The organism is Flavobacterium ginsenosidimutans, from assembly GCF_003254625.1.
Taxonomy (GTDB): Bacteria; Bacteroidota; Bacteroidia; order Flavobacteriales; family Flavobacteriaceae; genus Flavobacterium; species Flavobacterium ginsenosidimutans.
The window spans coordinates 80,778-97,080 of sequence record NZ_QJRJ01000077.1; the positions used below are offsets into that span (position 1 = coordinate 80,778).

The window sequence follows — 16,303 nt, forward strand, 5'->3', positions numbered from 1 at the left end:
ATGTTTATTTATCGTTAAACACCTTTGTTTTAGGGCTTTCAGCAAAACTGGCGTTACAATTTTTTAACGTCGATTTTTGTTGCTTTATTTGCTTTTTCGAGTGTAAAAGAGAATTCAGAGCCAATTCCGAACTCACTTTCTACATAAACTTTCTCTTTATGTGCTTCAATAATATGCTTTACAATCGCTAATCCTAAACCAGAACCTCCTTCAGAACGAGTTCCGCTTTTATCCACTCGGTAAAAACGTTCAAAAAGTCTTGGAATGTTTTGTTTTTCAACACCTTCTCCGTTATCACTAATACGTATTAAGACTTTTTTCTTGGTTAAGTTTACTACGCCAACTTCAGTCAGACCGCCTTCTTTTCCGTACTTAATAGAGTTTACAATCAGGTTTTCTAAAACTTGCTGAATTCTGTCCTGATCTCCTCTAATTATTACAGATTGAACATTTTTACTTTCAAAAGCTAGTTTAATTTTCTTTTTATCGGCCTTCATTTCAAGCAGTTCGAATACATTCTGAATTAATTCGACAATATCAAAATCAGTCATATTTAAATCTAAATCGCCTGATTCTAATTTGGTAATCATATCCAAATCTTCTACTATATAAATAAGGCGCTCTACTCCTTTTTCGGCACGTTTTAAATATTTTTTTCTGATATTTTTATCATCCATTGCCCCGTCAAGCAAAGTTGAGACATAGCCTTGAACAGTAAATAAAGGTGTTTTTAGTTCGTGTGAAACGTTTCCTAAAAATTCTCTTCTATATTGTTCGCGAATTTCGAGCATTTCGATTTCGAGCTTTTTATCTGTCGCAAACTTTTTCACTTCACGCGAAAGCGTTTCCATGTCTGTATTAATCGGTTGATTGATTAATGTTGTTGATTCTAACAACGAAACCTCATCGTAAATTTTCTTCACTCTTCGGTAAATAAAACGTTCTACACGATATTGCAAAACCAGAAAAGAGAAAATATAGATTGCGATAATGAAAATTATTCCAAACGCAACTTGGTGTTTTAATTGATTTTTATAAAATAATGACATTAACATCAGTACAAATCCTGTTGTAAAGAGACTGATATACAATGCCGATTTTATAGCAAATTTGTATGTTTTTTTAAAATTAATCTTCATTGAAAAATTGAACCATTAAGAAATTAAGAAAATTAAATTTTGTTTTTAAGCTGTTTTCTTCTGAGTAAATCAAAAAACAAAAAAGGAATAACTCAAAAACCATATAAGAAAATGAAGATTGTACAGCTTCAATTCTTATATGGTTTAAATGTATTGAATATTTTTAAAAGAATTTGAAAGGGTTTAAATCTTTACCAAAATTCTAAAATCACTTAGCAAATTAGTATCTTAAAAATCTAAACTTCAAATTTATAGCCTACTCCTTTTATGGTTTTAAAAAGATCTTCGCCTATTTTTTCGCGCAGTTTTCTGATGTGAACATCGATTGTTCTTCCTCCAACCACAACTTCGTTACCCCAAACTTTATCCAGGATTTCGTCTCTTTTAAAAACTTTTCCTGGTTTTGAAGCCAACAGATAAAATAATTCGAATTCTTTTCTTGGCAAAGCAATTTCTACATTGCCTTTTATGATTTTGTATTCCTCACGGTTAATCTCGATTCCACCTACATTTAGAGTATCTGTAACAACTTCTTGTTCTTTTAACCTTCTTAACAGCGCCTTTACTTTAGAGACCAATAATTTTGGTTTAATTGGCTTCGTAATATAATCATCAGCACCGGCGTCAAAACCAGCTACTTGAGAATAATCTTCACTTCTTGCTGTAAGGAATGTTATGATAACATTATTTAATTCTGGAATTTTTCTAATATGCTCGCAAGCCTCCATTCCGTCCATTTCTGCCATCATCACGTCCATAATGATTAGTTCTGGCAGCTCTTTCTGTGCTTTTGCTATAGCATCTTTTCCGTTAGAAGCTGTAACAATCTGATAGCCTTCCTGAGCGAGGTTATAGCCAACGATTTCTAAGATATCTGGTTCGTCGTCAACTAATAAAATCTTAGTTTGTGTTTTTTTCATAAATAGCAAAAATTGAGATTTTTATATCGAAACTTTTTCATTAGATATTCGATATTTCTTATTTCACAGGGTAAATATACTAATAAAAGAACCTTTAAAAAATGGTGTTAACCGTAATTTAATCTCGTAACAATTTGATAATCTTAACAACACAAAAACATAACAAGTCGGTAACATGGACTTCACAGAGCGGTTCTTTCTTTGCACCAAAATATTAAGACACAAACACAACACTGAAAAAAAATGAAATTTAATTTAAGATTTCTCTTTATTGCATTATTTATCTGTACGATTTCGATCGCGCAAAACAAAGGTACGATTTCTGGAGTTCTGACTGATAAGGAAATGAACAACGACGCTCTGCCATTTGCTAATGTATTAGTTAAAGGTACAAATATTAGCGTAAATACCGACGTTGACGGAAAATATTCGTTAAGCGTAAATCCTGGAAATTATACTTTGATCTTTAGTTTCCTAGGATATGAATCTGTAGAAGCTCCAGTTGTCGTAAAAGCAAACGAAACTGTAGTGGTTAATCAAGCTCTTTCTTCTGGAAGTTATACACTGAAAGATGTCGTTGTAAAATCGGCGGCAGTAAACAAACAAAAAGAATCAGCATTATTATTGGATCAAAAAAATGCAGTTCAATTTAAAGCTGCTATTGGTGCTGAAGAAATTGCAAGAAAAGGAGTTAACGACGTTGCAAACGCTGTTGCTAAAGTAAGCGGTGTTTCTAAGCAAGATGATTCTGGAAATGTCTTCGTAAGAGGATTAGGCGACCGTTACAATGTAACTACTTTAAATGGTCTTCCGTTACCATCAAACAATCCAGCAAACAAAAATATTCTTTTAGAAATTTTCTCTACAAACATTGTAGACAACATCGGAATTAGTAAAACTTTTGAATCTCAAAACTATGCAGATTTTGGAGGAGCTAATATCGATATTAGTGCAAAAAAATTCAGCGGAAAACCTTTTGTTACTTTTTCAATTGGTACTGGCGCAAATACAAATGTTTTAGGACAAGATCATTTCTATCTTCAAGACGGACCAAGTTATACAGGATTTAAAAAAGTTGGAGTTCCTGATTCTCCATTGTTGCCATATAGCTATGCAACAAGCTGGGATAGACAAGATAATAAGAATGTATTAAATGCTTTCTACACATTATCTGGAGGAAAGAGATTTACTATAAACGACGAAAGTTCGATTGGTACTTTTGTTACAGGTTCGTTTAGCGCAAAAAACAAATATACTCAAGGTTACAGCAGAGGAGGAATTACTTCTGACGGAGATATTTTTTCTGACTTTATCAGAACGGCTTACAAACATAGCACTACTACAACTGTTATGGGTACAGCTGATTATAAAATCAATAACAAAAACTCGATCTTCTTTACTTCTTTATTCTTAAATTCAAGTGATCAAGATTATAGCGAGTACGAAGGAACAAATCAGAATTTTGACGGTGGTGGAGACGCTCAACAACAAATTAGCGGTTTTATCAAACGTGGAACTTTCGAAAGAACTCAATTAATTGTAAACCAATTAACAGGAAAAAACAAATTCAACGATCAGTGGAATTTGAATTGGGGAGTAGGATACAGTATGTCTAATAGTGCTGTTCCAGATCGTATGCAAAACTCTTTTGTATATGCTCCAAATGCTATTGACTATACATTTTTCACTAATTCAAACATCAATAATCACAGATTTTTTCAAGACTTAAAAGAAAATGAAATCGCAGCAAATGTTGCTCTTTCTTATAACTTCAAAAAAGGCAGTGATGACACTTATAGAGGAAAATTAACTGTTGGTTATTCAGGAAAATTCAAAGATGTGGATTATGATATGCAGCAATATTCATTCTTCCCAGACAGAACTACAATTTCTTTCCCTAAAGAAGACATACACAATGTAGACAATTACTTAGATCCTGCACATTGGGGTTCATCTTACTCAAATAGAATTCACCAAATGTATACTGGAAATTTAGATATTAATGCTGGATTCCTTAATGTACAATATTCTTTAACTGAAAGATTGAGTGTAATATTAGGTGCTAGACTAGAACAGTTGACTCAGAATGTTTTCTTTGTAACAACAACAGTTCCAGGTGGAGGAAATTCTAATGATTCGAAGTTTAACATTTTACCGAGTTTAATTTCAAAGTATACGTTGAATGACAAACAAAATTTAAAATTCTCTGCAAGTAAAACTTACACACTTCCTCAGTTTAAAGAAAAAGTGCCAATTATTTACGAAGATGTTGCACAGGCATACGAAGGAAATCCGAACTTATATGCATCAACAAATTACAACTTTGATTTAGGATGGGAATTTTTCCCGAAAGCGAGTGAATTAATTTCTGTAACTGCGTTTGGAAAAATTATTCAAAACCCAATCAACGAAATGTTCTTGAACTCTTCATCAAATGATATTTCTTATGCAAATACAGGAGACAAAGGAACAGTAGCAGGAGTTGAAGTAGAATATAGAAAAGATCTTTTTGAAATTGAAAAAAGTGACAATCTAAAAACAAAACTTTCTTTTGACGCCAACGGATCATATTTATATACAAAACAAGATTTAAGCAACGAAAAAGTAAACAATGAAAATGATTTTGGAGCTAACTTTACTTTTACATCAAGTAAATTAACTGGAGCTTCTAATTTCCTTGCCAATGCGAACTTATCATTCTTAAACGAGTTTTCAGAAAACAAAGATATTTCAGCAACAGTATCTTACTCTTATTTTTCAGATAAATTAGCTGTAATTGGAACTTCAAGAGTTGGAAACATGGTAGATAAAGCAGTAAACAAACTAGACTTTATTGTAAACTCTAGCTTGACTAAAAACTTAAAAATTGGTCTTATTTACAACAACATTTTAAATCCAACTTTTAAACGTGTTCAAGAACAAGGAGAAGTACCAGGAAAAGAGTCTGTAGGTGATATTACTGTAACTTCATACAAAGCAGGTTCAGATCTTAGACTTACTTTAAACTATACATTCTAAAAAAGATTTTTTTACAAGCATAAAAAGGTGATTAGCAGTTTGCTAATCACCTTTTTTATTTGACGCAAGTCTAATGTAAATTTTATATTAAGACAAAACATTTTTACGCTCGTATACTTAATGCATTGTTAATATCGTCTTAACTCAGCAAAAACATATGTTCGTTTACTTTGCCTTGAATAAATAAAACAATAAAACACAACAAAAATGAAAAAAAGTTTATTTGCAATGGCTGCAATATTAGGACTTGCTTTAACAAGCTGTAGTTCTGATGATAATAACAACACGAACAATAGTTCTTTTGTTTTAAAAGTTGACGATTTAAAAGGAGAAATTAAAGACGGTACAGTAACTTTAGATCCTACTCAAACTTATACTCTAACAGGAGGTCTTATTGTTAAAGGTGGAGCTACTTTAGTTATTCCTGCTGGAACTGTAATCAAAAGTTCTGCTACTGCAGAATCAACTTCTTTATATATCGCTGTAGAGAGAAATGCTAAAATCAATATCAATGGTACTGCTGCTAAACCAGTTGTTATGACATCTGGAAAAGCAAGTCCAGCTCAAAGTGACTGGGGTGGATTAATCATCGCTGGTAACGCTAAAGTTAACACTGGAGACAATGGTACTTCTGAAGTAGGTTCATTAAGCTATGGAGGTAATGATAATGCAGATTCTTCTGGAAACATCAACTTCTTGAAAATTTCTTACACAGGTTCTAAATATACTTCTGAAAAAGAATACAATGGAGTTTCTTTCTTCGGAGTAGGTTCTGGAACAATCGTATCTGATATCTACACTTTCGAAAGTGGTGATGACGGAATTGAGTTCTTCGGAGGAGCAGTAAACGCTACTAACTTAGTAATCGTAAACTCTTATGATGATTCTCTAGATTTCGCTGACGGATGGCAAGGTACTGCTACAAACGTTTACATTAAAGGTGTTACTAAAGCAGGTGTTGAAGGATCTACTAACGCAAAAGATCCAAGTGGAGCTACTCCAATGACAAATGCTAAAATCAACAACATCTCTATCGTTAAAGGTGATGTTGCTTTCTTAGCTGACGAAAAAGCAATCAACTACAAAGAAGGTGGTGGAAAACAAGCTTACACAAACTTATATGTTGCTGACGGAATGCCTGCTGCTTTAGCTAAATTATCTACAGATGCTGGTGCAACTGCAAATATCGCTGCTGGTAACTTTACTATCACAAACTATACTTTCGGAGCTTCTATAACTGATTTTACAGGTCCTAAATTATCAGGAACAACTACTGGTGCAACTGGTGCTGGTGCTGGTGCTGATTTACCAACTTGGGCTAACTGGACTAAATAATTAAAGTTCTAATACCAAATAGAAAAGCTGTCTGAAATATTTCAGACAGCTTTTTCATTTTAATCTATTTTAGGAAAGAAATAATATACTCTGATTATAGATGTTTAAAGAACAACTATCTAATAACTTCGAACACATAATGTTAAAAACATCCTAAATATTTAGGATGTTTTTTTTTGGCGTGCTTTTTGTAATTTTTTTTGTATATTTACAATAATCAAATACACGCGATGGCAAAAAACTACTTTTATATTACTTTCTTATTGGCATTTTTCTTCACTGTAAGCGTATCAGCGCAAGACAGCAAGCAATTACCAAAAACTCAAGAATCTACTTCTATAGAGGGACTTAGCTTGTATCCTAACCCAGTGACTAATGGAAAAGTCTATATATCATCTAAAAACGATTTAGAGAAGGAAATTATTGTGTTTGATATTTTAGGTAAAAAAGTATTGCAGGCACATTTAGCCTCAAGAGAATTAAGTGTCTCAGAATTACCTCCAGGTGTTTACATCATCAAAATAAGCGAACTAAATGCATCGGCAACCCGAAAACTCATTATAAGATAAAAGCTCCTTTGGAGCTTTTTTTAGTTTTCAGTCGCAGTCGCAGTTTTCAGTTTATATACTTTGTCAAACACTGAGACGGAAAACTTTGACTGAACACTTTTTTAGTTTACAGTCACAGCCTGAGTTTTCAGTTTATAAACTTATCGAATACTGTGACTGAAAACTGAGACTGAAAACTAAAAAAAAGTATCTTTGCAAAAAAAAGTTTTGATCACAGCCCAAGATATATTTACCATTTCGAGTCAGAAACAATTTGAAAAAATAGCACTAAAAGTGTTTCGTTTTCAGCACGAGAACAACAAGGTTTATCGCGATTTCTGTGATTTTTTAAACGTTAATCCGCAACAAGTAAAATCGCTACAGCAAATTCCTTTTTTACCCATTCAGTTTTTCAAAAGTCACGAAGTAGTTTCTAATACAGAACCTGCTCAAGTAACTTTTACGAGCAGCGGTACAACTGGAATGATTACCAGCCGACATTTAGTGACCGATGTTTCCCTATATGAGGAAAGTTACCGCAAAGGTTTTTCTCAGTTTTATGGCAATATTGAAGATTATGTTGTTTTAGCCCTTTTACCCTCCTATTTAGAACGCGAAGGCTCTTCGTTAATTTATATGGTAGAAGATTTAATAAAACTCTCTAATCAGCCTGAAAGTGGGTTTTATTTGCATAATCACGACGACCTAATCAAAAAACTCCTTGAATTAGATGAAGCAGGTCAAAATGTAATCTTAATTGGCGTTACTTACGCTTTATTAGATTTGATCGAGAAACATCAATTCAACCTTCAAAATACCATTATTATGGAAACTGGAGGAATGAAAGGAAAACGCAAAGAAATGATTCGCGAAGAATTACACGAAATTTTATGCAAAGGTTTTGGTGTTTCATCCATTCATTCAGAATACGGAATGACAGAGCTTTTAGCGCAAGCTTATTCTTTAGGCGAAGGTGTTTTTGAATGTCCTTCTTGGATGCATATCTTGGTTCGCGATCCAGAAGATGCTTTAACTTACGTTAAAGATGGAAAAACGGGCGGAATTAATGTGATCGATTTAGCAAATATCAATTCGTGTTCTTTTATCGCTACGCAGGATTTAGGCAAAAAATATCCCAACAACTCTTTCGAGGTATTGGGACGTTTTGATAATTCTGATATTCGTGGCTGTAACTTGATGGTTCTTTAAATTGGTTAATCGTTGATTTGTGTAATCGTTTAATCGCAAAAAATCGATTAAACAGCTAAACAATTAACCGATTAAACAAAAAGAAAAATCAATTTTCCTCTGTTACACCTATACTTTCAATTCCTTCTATTTTTTGAAGCGCTTTTTCTTTTTCTCCTTTACTTTCTAGTAGTTTATAAACTCCATAACAAGCTAAAGCACCGCAAAGCACAAAAAGTATATTCCAACCTGGATTAGTAAAGCTATTATCGTCTACACTATCGACACCTCCAATCAAAACAGCCAAAAGTCCGGTGGCAAAACCTGCAACAAGAGTACCTCCATAATAAGCTACTATTCCGATAGCGAAATAACCCCATTTGTTCTTGTCATATTCAAGGGCCAAATTGGTATACCCTTTCCAAATCCAGTAAATAAGTAAAATTCCAATCATATTATTTTTGTTAGTTTTAGGGAATAAACTTAATAAAAAAAGGATTACATTTTCAAAAAGAAATCAAATAGATTCAATATTCCATAGGAATATCTCGTCAGAGCAAAAAAGGTATTGTATTTATGCAGTGTACAATAAAGACACCTGTTTTTATGAAACAAAAACCTCAACCGAATTAATCAAGCGTTCCTAAGAAACATATAACCGCAAACTAAATTTTAATTCTACCGATGAGACATTCCTACGGAATGATTTTTTCAATAAAAAATCCCAGCATTCTTAGAAAGCTGGGATTTATATATTCAATTTAAAAGATCCTGATTCGATTAAACAGTTAAACCCTTTTAAACCACTCTAATCACAAAATAATTTTTCTTTCCGCTTTGTAATAAAACGAATTGATTATTAATTAAATCATTTGCAGTTAAAACGAAATCTTCTTTTATTTTTTCTCTATTTACAGAAATTGAGTTTGCAGTTAACGCACGTCTCGCTTCTCCGTTTGATTTAAAGAAACCAGTTTTCTCGTTTAAAACAGTGATAATATCCAATCCGCTTTCTAAATCAGCTTTTGCGATTTCTGCTTGAGGAACTCCGTCAAAAACTTCTAAAAAAGTCGCTTCGTCCAATTTCTTCAAATCTTCAGCAGTTGAATTTCCAAATAAAATATTCGAAGCTTGAATTGCTTTTTCCAATTCTTCTCTGTTGTGAACAAAAACAGTAATTTCTTCTGCCAATTTCTTTTGTAAAACTCTTAAATGCGGAGCTGTTTTATGCTCTTCGATTAATGCATCGATTGTTTCTTTATCTAAGAAAGTAAAGATTTTAATGTATTTTTCAGCATCTACATCTGTTGTGTTTACCCAAAATTGGTAGAATTTGTACACAGAAGTTTTATCTGCATCCAACCAAACATTTCCTCCCTCAGATTTTCCAAATTTAGATCCGTCTGCTTTTGTAATCAAAGGAGTTGTTAAAGCATACGCTTTGGCATTCTCTCCTCCCATTCTGCGCACTAATTCTGTACCTGTGGTAATATTACCCCATTGGTCAGAACCACCCATTTGCAGAATACAGTTGTTGTTTTTATATAAATGATAGAAATCGTAACCTTGAATTAATTGATATGTAAACTCTGTAAAAGACATTCCCTCACCTTCTCCGCTAAATCTCTTTTTCACAGAATCTTTAGCCATCATATAGTTTACGGTAATTCTTTTTCCAACTTCACGTGCAAAATCGATAAAAGAGAATTCTTTCATCCAATCGTAGTTATTCACCATTACAGGTGCATTTGCTTCGGTTGAATTAAAATCTAAGAAACGAGACAAGACACTTTTGATTCCAGCTACGTTTTTAGCTAAAGCTTCTTCGTCAAGCAAGTTTCTTTCATCAGATTTACCAGAAGGATCTCCAATCATTCCCGTTGCTCCACCAACTAAAGCGATCGGTCTGTGGCCAAAATTCTTTAAGTGAACCAATAAAATAATCTGAACCATACTTCCGATATGCAGTGAATCTGCTGTTGGATCAAAACCGATATAGGCAGTGGTAGCTTCTTTAAGCAATTGTTCTTCCGTTCCAGGCATACTATCATGGTATAACCCGCGCCATTTTAATTCTTCAACTAGATTCTTCATTTTTTTAAATAATTTGCGCAAATGTAATCAATGTCAATGGTAATGACAAAAAAGTCTGCCACGAAGACACTAAGACAGAAAGCTTTTTATTTATATAACATTTACGCCTTAACTCTTTGTGGCAAAATTCAAAAAAACTATTTGATTAATTTTACAACCTAATTTACACTTTTAAATTCCCAATATTCCATGTCTTATCATACCAATCTTTATTACTATTAATTCCCAATTCAAAATTATCTTGATCGACATTCAATTCCGAAACAATCTTTTCAAAAGCCAAATTTCCAAATTTGACAAGAGTTGGATACCATCGAGAAGGTACAGAATCATGATTAAATTCCTCAAAAGATTCTAACTCAAAATCTGCTGGATTACAAAATCTATCGCTTTCGTTTGGTTTAAACATTTCTGCCATCTTAAGATCGCCTTCAGATGTATATTTTTCGTAATACCTTTCGTTATATATATTTGACTTATCTATATTTTGCAACGAATTACTTTTACTATCAAAACTTATAGCACTAACTTTAGCCAAACGGTCTGTCCAAATACTTGCAGTATAGATTACAAAATTTGGGTTTTCAATCTTCATTCGCTTTATAGCATTTTCGAGCATTTTATCTAATTCACGTATATAAGTATTTTGCTTTTCCATAATTTACAATTCCGCAACTTAATAATTGCAAAGATATTGATAGAGGTCTTTGTTTTATAAAAAAATAATAATATTCTTACTTTTTAGAATCGTTAAAAACTATATTTTCTAAATCTATAAAATGAACTTGTGTATCTGAATTCAAAATCCTTCACAACTTTGTCCCTCTGCAACTTTGCACCTTTACAACAAAAACTTATCTTTACAACATGATATTAGTAACTGGAGGAACTGGTTTAGTCGGCGCACATTTATTACTTCATTTAATTGAAAATGGAGAAAATGTTCGGGCAATTTACAGAAGCAAAAATAAGATTGAGAAAACAAAGGCGGTTTTTGATTTTTATAAAAAAACTGATTTGTTTGAAAAAATCAATTGGCTTGAAGCCGATATTCTCGACGTACCTTCACTCGAAACTGCCTTTATTGATATCAAACAAGTTTATCACTGCGCTGCTTTTATATCATTTGAACCAAGAGACGAAGAAATCCTTAGAAAAACCAATATCGAAGGAACTGCCAATATGGTCAATTTTGCAATTGCCAAAGAGGTAGAAAAATTCTGCTATATCAGTTCGATTGCCGCTTTAGGAGATATCGCTCCGCACGAAACCCATATTACAGAAGAAACAGACTGGAATCCAGAAAAGCCACACAGTGATTATGCTATTTCTAAATATGGAGCCGAAATGGAAGTGTGGCGCGGACAACAAGAAGGCTTAAATGTTATTGTTGTAAATCCTGGAGTCATTTTAGGTCCTCCACAAATGATGCATATTTTTGACGAAGGCAGTAGCGAAATCTACAGAAAAGTTTCTAACGGATTACCATTTTACACATTAGGAAGTACAGGATTTATTACCGTTGACGATGTCGTAAAAACTAGTTTTGAATTGATGAAAAGCGAAGTTAAAAACGAACGCTTTACGCTTATCTCAGATAATATCGTTTTTAAGGATCTTTTGAATACAGTTGCCGACACTTTAAAAGTAAAAAGACCTCGTTTTCATGCCAAGCCTTTTTTAATGAATGCGTTGTGGATTACAGATGGAATATTTTCGACTTTATTTTTCAGAAAAAGAAGCATTACCAAAGCAACGGCAAAAGCTTCTTATTCGAAGAATTTATATAGTAATGAAAAAATAAAAACCGCTCTAGGAACGGTTTTTACTGATATTCATAAATATATTTTAGAAAGCTCTAAACTATAAGTTTCTTCTGTGCTTTCTTTGTGCCATTTTTATAGAATCGATATTAATCTTCGGAATTGTTTTTTTAACTGAATCTTTTGAAGCTTCTTTTGATTCTTTTGGCTTATTTTTATTCTTCTTAGCTGCTTTTTTCTCGTCAATTTTAGCCAGAGAATCAGCCGCTCTTTGATTTACGGCTATTCTTTTGTTCACTTGAGCAAACATAGCTGCATAGTTTTCATAATCTGAAGCATAATACATATTGTTCTGCGCAAACTGAAGACTATCCACTTTATATTTCTTTAAAATAAACTTAGTTGCATCACTGTCTATAGAATCTAAAGACAATGGTTTTTGATATCTCATTGCTTCTAGAATAGACAAATCGTACATAATATCAACCATTTTTTCTTTCTCAATAAGCTTTGCAGGCTGTTTTACCAGCTCTTTTTTACAGCTTATAGAAAGAAACAAAACCAATATTATTACTATAAAATTCTTCATAGCTGTTTTTTATCTGTCAAACAATAATCTTTTTCCTGCTCTGGTATCTTTTACTTTAAAGTTATTGTATACCAATTCTCCGTTTACAAAAGTATGCGTAATTCTAGATTTAAAAGTAAATCCTTCAAAAGGAGACCATCCGCATTTGTATAAAATATTTTCTGGTTTCACGCTCCAAGGCAAACTTGGATTTACGATTACTAAATCGGCGTGATAGCCTTCTCTAATAAAACCTCTTTTTTCGATTTTGAAAATCTTAGCTGGATTGTGGCACATTTTCTCCACGATTTTTTCCACACTAATTTTCCCTTGATGATGTGCTTCGAACATTGCTACAACTGCATGCTGTACCAACGGACCTCCAGAAGGCGCATTCAAATAAGATTGCTGTTTTTCTTCTTTTGTATGAGGAGCGTGATCTGTTGCAATTACATCAATTCTTCCGTCATTTAATGCTTTCCAAAGTTCTGCACGATCTTCAGCAGTTTTAACAGCCGGATTCCATTTTATGAAATTTCCTTTTGTTTTATAATCTTCATCTGTAAACCAAAGATGATGTACACAAACCTCAGCAGTGATTTTTTTATCTTCTAAAGGAATTTTGTTCGTGAACAATTCCATTTCTTTCGCAGTTGAAAGATGGAAGATATGCAATCTCGCTCCAGTACGTTTTGCTAAAGCCACTGCTTTTGAAGAAGAAATATAACAAGCCTCAGCACTTCTAATTAAATTGTGAGCTGTTACAGGAACATCGTCTCCGTATTGCTCTTTAAAAGCGGCAAGATTATTTTTAATCGTAGTTTCATCTTCGCAGTGAACCGCAATTAACATTGGCGTGCTTGAGAATATTTTTTCTAAAACCGCTTCATTATCAACCAGCATATTTCCAGTTGATGAACCTAAGAAAATTTTAATTCCCGCAACATTTTTTGGATTTGTTTTTAAAACTTCTTCCAAATTATCGTTTGTTGCTCCCATCATAAACGAATAATTCGCAAATGATTTTTGAGATGCAATTTGATATTTATCTTCTAAGATTTCCTGAGTAACCGCATTTGGAACTGTATTAGGCTGTTCGATAAAAGAAGTAATCCCTCCTGCAACAGCTGCACGAGATTCCGATTCGATATCTCCTTTATGCGTTAATCCAGGTTCTCTAAAATGCACTTGATCGTCTATCGCGCCAGGCATTAAATAATTTCCTTCAGCATCGATTACGATACAATCTGAAGTTTTTAATGAAATGCTGTCTGCAATTTCAACAATCAAATCGTTTTCAATTAAAACATCACCTTCAAAAATTGTCCCTTCGTTTACAATTTTGGCATTTTTTATTAAAATCCTGTTCATTTCGGTTGGTTTATAATGAATTGACTAGTTTTCTTAATTTAAGGGAAATCACTCCAAGTATAGCTTCTTTAATAATAGCATTGCTCATTTTAGAAACTCCTTTTGTTCTATCTGTAAAAATAATTGGGACTTCGGTAATTTGAAATTTAGCACAGTAAGTTCTGTACTTCATCTCGATTTGAAACGCATACCCAACAAATTTTATTTTATTCAAATTGATTTTTTCTAAAACTTCTCGTTTATAGCAAACAAAACCGGCAGTTGCGTCGTGAATTTTCATTCCGGTGATAAATTTCACATAAACAGATGCAAAATAAGACATCAAAACTCGGCTTAAAGGCCAGTTTACTACATTTACCCCAGTTACATAACGAGATCCAATTGCAAGATCTGCTCCGCCAAAATGACAAGCATCATACAATTTTTCTAAATCATTTGGATTATGTGAAAAGTCGGCATCCATCTCAAAAATAAATTGATAGTCACGCTCCAAAGCCCATTTGAAGCCATGAACATACGCCGTTCCCAAGCCAGATTTTTTTGCTCTTTGTTCTAAAAAAAGTTTCCCTAGAAATTCTTCCTGCAATGCAATTACTTTTTTAGCAGTGTGATCGGGAGAATTATCATCAATAATCAGCAGATGAAAAGGTTTGTGCTGCGAAAGTACAGCCCTTACTATACTTTCTACGTTTTCAATTTCGTTATATGTGGGAATTATGACAATACTATCATTCATTTTTTTACGGTAATTTCACCGCAAAAGTAAACTTTTTATAGCATTTGATTCATAATAAATATATAATAAAAGTATTGCATCAAAAAATTACTAATTTTGTAACGCTATGATTGAACAATTACATCCTCGAATTCTTGAAAACAAAGACTGGGCAACACTTTTATTTGTGCTCACCTTTGCTGTTGTTGCGATGACAAAATCGGCTTACGAAACACGATTCAGTGAATTTAGTAAACTTATTTTTTCTGACAAATACGCCAAAATTTATCGCGATAACAACCACATGAAAAGCAGCTTTACGGTTGGTTTATTTTTTGTACAAGTTGTATCGTTTGCATTTTTCATTTTGCTTACGATGAATATTTTTGGTTACGCCTCAAAAACCGACTGGATTTTGTTTATTCAAATCGCCACTTTTCTTCTTTATTTTATTTTAGGAAAGTATTTAATCGAAAAAATTGTAGCAACTTCTTTCAACATCGACGAATTTGTAGAGCTTTTTAACTTGCAAAAAGTTACTTACAGAACATATATTGGCGTTTTGATCCTTCCAATCAACGCAGTTCTGTTTTATTACAACAATATTCCGCAAATCGTACCCCTTGTAATCATAGGTATTTCGCTGTGTATTAGTGTATACTCCTACTTTATTTCAATTAAAACGTATCAAAACGCAATAATCGGCAAGTTATTTTATTTTATTTTATATCTTTGCGCTCTTGAAATAGCCCCTTATTATTTTCTTTATTATTGGATAACAAAAGGGAGTGCTTAGAAAATGTTTATAATATGAAAGTGAAAACAATTTTGGTGTCACAGCCTGAACCTAAAGTGGAGAATTCTCCTTACTTTGAGCTCCAACAAAAACACAAAATAAAAATTGATTTCAGACCATTTATTCATGTGGAAGGGGTTAGCGCAAAAGAGATTCGATTACAAAAAATCGATCTTAATCATTACACTGCGATCATTTTAACAAGTAGAAATGCTGTAGATCATTTTTTTAGAGTTGCTGATGAAATGCGTTACAAAGTTCCAGAAGGATTGAAGTATTTCTGTCAATCTGAGGCTGTTGCGTTTTACCTTCAAAAGTATGTTGTGTACAGAAAACGTAAAATTTACGTTGGAGCAAAAGATTTTGCAGATTTATCTCCGCTAATTAAGAAGTACAAAGACGAAAAGTTCTTACTTCCAGCATCTGACCAATTAAATGCAGATGCTCCTGTAACATTAAACAGTCTAAAAGTAGATTGGGCACAAGCTATTTTCTACAGAACTGTAATGAGTGATTTATCTGATTTAGCAGACGTTTATTACGACGTTCTTGCATTTTTCAGTCCAACTGGAATCAAATCTTTGTTTAAGAATTTCCCAGATTTTAAACAAAATGACACCAGAATTGCCGTATTCGGAAGCACAACTCAAAAAGAGGCTTTAGATCATGGTTTAAGAATTGACATTCTTGCTCCAACTCCTGAAACTCCTTCTATGACAATGGCTCTAGAAAAATACGTTGCCGAGGCAAACAAAGGAAAATAAACCTGACCAAGAAAAAATATTTAGAATCCAAATTCCAACTTAACCACTGGAATTTGGATTTTTTGTTTTTATTAATCTTCATCA

Annotated in this window: 15 protein-coding genes; 7 read left to right on the forward strand and 8 right to left on the reverse strand. The window is 33.0% G+C overall.

Annotated features, from left to right (window positions below; translation table 11 throughout):
• Positions 1–53: 53 nt before the first annotated feature.
• Positions 54–1,139, reverse strand: a complete 1,086-nt coding sequence (locus DM444_RS12215) for a sensor histidine kinase (RefSeq protein ID WP_111287019.1) — start codon at positions 1,137–1,139, stop codon at positions 54–56.
• Between the two features lie 236 nt (positions 1,140–1,375).
• Complete coding sequence (locus DM444_RS12220) at positions 1,376–2,059, reverse strand: response regulator transcription factor (protein WP_008465097.1); 684 nt, start codon at positions 2,057–2,059, stop codon at positions 1,376–1,378.
• A gap of 243 nt (positions 2,060–2,302) precedes the next feature.
• On the opposite strand from DM444_RS12220, the gene DM444_RS12225 reads away from it, so the two are divergent.
• From DM444_RS12225 to DM444_RS12240, 4 genes are all read left to right on the forward strand, one after another.
• Positions 2,303–5,077, forward strand: a complete 2,775-nt coding sequence (locus DM444_RS12225) for a TonB-dependent receptor (protein ID WP_111287021.1) — start codon at positions 2,303–2,305, stop codon at positions 5,075–5,077.
• A 207-nt stretch (positions 5,078–5,284) separates the two neighbouring features.
• On the forward strand, positions 5,285–6,412 hold the full coding sequence (locus DM444_RS12230; RefSeq protein ID WP_111287023.1) for a hypothetical protein: 1,128 nt from the start codon (positions 5,285–5,287) through the stop codon (positions 6,410–6,412).
• 230 nt (positions 6,413–6,642) lie between these two features.
• Entirely contained in the window at positions 6,643–6,981 is a 339-nt protein-coding gene (locus DM444_RS12235) for a T9SS type A sorting domain-containing protein (protein WP_111287025.1), read from the forward strand.
• Positions 6,982–7,188: 207 nt separating this feature from the next.
• Positions 7,189–8,169 carry a LuxE/PaaK family acyltransferase gene (locus DM444_RS12240; protein WP_111287027.1) on the forward strand — a complete coding sequence of 327 codons (981 nt, stop codon included), beginning with the start codon at positions 7,189–7,191 and terminating at the stop codon, positions 8,167–8,169.
• An 88-nt stretch (positions 8,170–8,257) separates the two neighbouring features.
• On the opposite strand, the gene DM444_RS12245 is transcribed toward DM444_RS12240, so the two are convergent.
• From DM444_RS12245 to DM444_RS12255, 3 genes are all read right to left on the reverse strand, one after another.
• Complete coding sequence (locus DM444_RS12245; protein ID WP_111287029.1) at positions 8,258–8,602, reverse strand: hypothetical protein; 345 nt, start codon at positions 8,600–8,602, stop codon at positions 8,258–8,260.
• 344 nt (positions 8,603–8,946) lie between these two features.
• Positions 8,947–10,242, reverse strand: coding sequence for a tyrosine--tRNA ligase (gene tyrS / locus DM444_RS12250; protein WP_111287031.1), 1,296 nt, complete (start codon positions 10,240–10,242; stop codon positions 8,947–8,949).
• 163 nt (positions 10,243–10,405) lie between these two features.
• On the reverse strand, positions 10,406–10,900 hold the full coding sequence (locus DM444_RS12255) for a hypothetical protein (RefSeq protein WP_111287033.1): 495 nt from the start codon (positions 10,898–10,900) through the stop codon (positions 10,406–10,408).
• A 209-nt stretch (positions 10,901–11,109) separates the two neighbouring features.
• On the opposite strand from DM444_RS12255, the gene DM444_RS12260 reads away from it, so the two are divergent.
• Complete coding sequence (locus DM444_RS12260) at positions 11,110–12,111, forward strand: NAD-dependent epimerase/dehydratase family protein (RefSeq protein WP_111287035.1); 1,002 nt, start codon at positions 11,110–11,112, stop codon at positions 12,109–12,111.
• On the opposite strand, the gene DM444_RS12265 is transcribed toward DM444_RS12260, so the two are convergent.
• The 3 genes from DM444_RS12265 to DM444_RS12275 are packed head-to-tail and all read right to left on the reverse strand — an operon-like array spanning position 12,106 to position 14,680.
• Positions 12,106–12,594 (reverse strand): DUF4296 domain-containing protein, encoded by a 489-nt coding sequence (locus DM444_RS12265; protein ID WP_204251682.1) that lies wholly within the window; start codon positions 12,592–12,594, stop codon positions 12,106–12,108. The two genes, DM444_RS12260 and DM444_RS12265, sit on opposite strands and share 6 nt — an antisense overlap.
• 9 nt (positions 12,595–12,603) lie before the next feature.
• A complete protein-coding gene (locus tag DM444_RS12270) occupies positions 12,604–13,944 on the reverse strand; it encodes a dihydroorotase (protein WP_111287037.1) in 1,341 nt (446 codons plus the stop codon).
• A 10-nt stretch (positions 13,945–13,954) separates the two neighbouring features.
• A complete protein-coding gene (locus tag DM444_RS12275) occupies positions 13,955–14,680 on the reverse strand; it encodes a polyprenol monophosphomannose synthase (protein ID WP_111287039.1) in 726 nt (241 codons plus the stop codon).
• A gap of 106 nt (positions 14,681–14,786) precedes the next feature.
• Between DM444_RS12275 and DM444_RS12280 the strand changes: the two genes are divergently transcribed.
• Both DM444_RS12280 and DM444_RS12285 read left to right on the forward strand, forming a co-directional pair.
• On the forward strand, positions 14,787–15,455 hold the full coding sequence (locus tag DM444_RS12280; RefSeq protein ID WP_111287041.1) for a DUF4271 domain-containing protein: 669 nt from the start codon (positions 14,787–14,789) through the stop codon (positions 15,453–15,455).
• 14 nt (positions 15,456–15,469) lie between these two features.
• Positions 15,470–16,219 carry a uroporphyrinogen-III synthase gene (locus tag DM444_RS12285; protein ID WP_109190797.1) on the forward strand — a complete coding sequence of 250 codons (750 nt, stop codon included), beginning with the start codon at positions 15,470–15,472 and terminating at the stop codon, positions 16,217–16,219.
• The last annotated feature ends 84 nt before the right edge of the window (positions 16,220–16,303 follow it).

Bases quoted from the DNA above. Each gene is read 5' to 3' on its own strand.
- DM444_RS12215 (WP_111287019.1), bottom strand. From the start codon at position 1,139: ATGAAGATTAATTTTAAAAAAACATACAAATTTGCTATAAAATCGGCA.
- DM444_RS12220 (WP_008465097.1), bottom strand. From the start codon at position 2,059: ATGAAAAAAACACAAACTAAGATTTTATTAGTTGACGACGAACCAGAT.
- DM444_RS12225 (WP_111287021.1), top strand. From the start codon at position 2,303: ATGAAATTTAATTTAAGATTTCTCTTTATTGCATTATTTATCTGTACG.
- DM444_RS12230 (WP_111287023.1), top strand. From the start codon at position 5,285: ATGAAAAAAAGTTTATTTGCAATGGCTGCAATATTAGGACTTGCTTTA.
- DM444_RS12235 (WP_111287025.1), top strand. From the start codon at position 6,643: ATGGCAAAAAACTACTTTTATATTACTTTCTTATTGGCATTTTTCTTC.
- DM444_RS12245 (WP_111287029.1), bottom strand. From the start codon at position 8,602: ATGATTGGAATTTTACTTATTTACTGGATTTGGAAAGGGTATACCAAT.
- tyrS (WP_111287031.1), bottom strand. From the start codon at position 10,242: ATGAAGAATCTAGTTGAAGAATTAAAATGGCGCGGGTTATACCATGAT.
- DM444_RS12255 (WP_111287033.1), bottom strand. From the start codon at position 10,900: ATGGAAAAGCAAAATACTTATATACGTGAATTAGATAAAATGCTCGAA.
- DM444_RS12260 (WP_111287035.1), top strand. From the start codon at position 11,110: ATGATATTAGTAACTGGAGGAACTGGTTTAGTCGGCGCACATTTATTA.
- DM444_RS12265 (WP_204251682.1), bottom strand. From the start codon at position 12,594: ATGAAGAATTTTATAGTAATAATATTGGTTTTGTTTCTTTCTATAAGC.
- DM444_RS12270 (WP_111287037.1), bottom strand. From the start codon at position 13,944: ATGAACAGGATTTTAATAAAAAATGCCAAAATTGTAAACGAAGGGACA.
- DM444_RS12275 (WP_111287039.1), bottom strand. From the start codon at position 14,680: ATGAATGATAGTATTGTCATAATTCCCACATATAACGAAATTGAAAAC.
- DM444_RS12280 (WP_111287041.1), top strand. From the start codon at position 14,787: ATGATTGAACAATTACATCCTCGAATTCTTGAAAACAAAGACTGGGCA.
- DM444_RS12285 (WP_109190797.1), top strand. From the start codon at position 15,470: ATGAAAGTGAAAACAATTTTGGTGTCACAGCCTGAACCTAAAGTGGAG.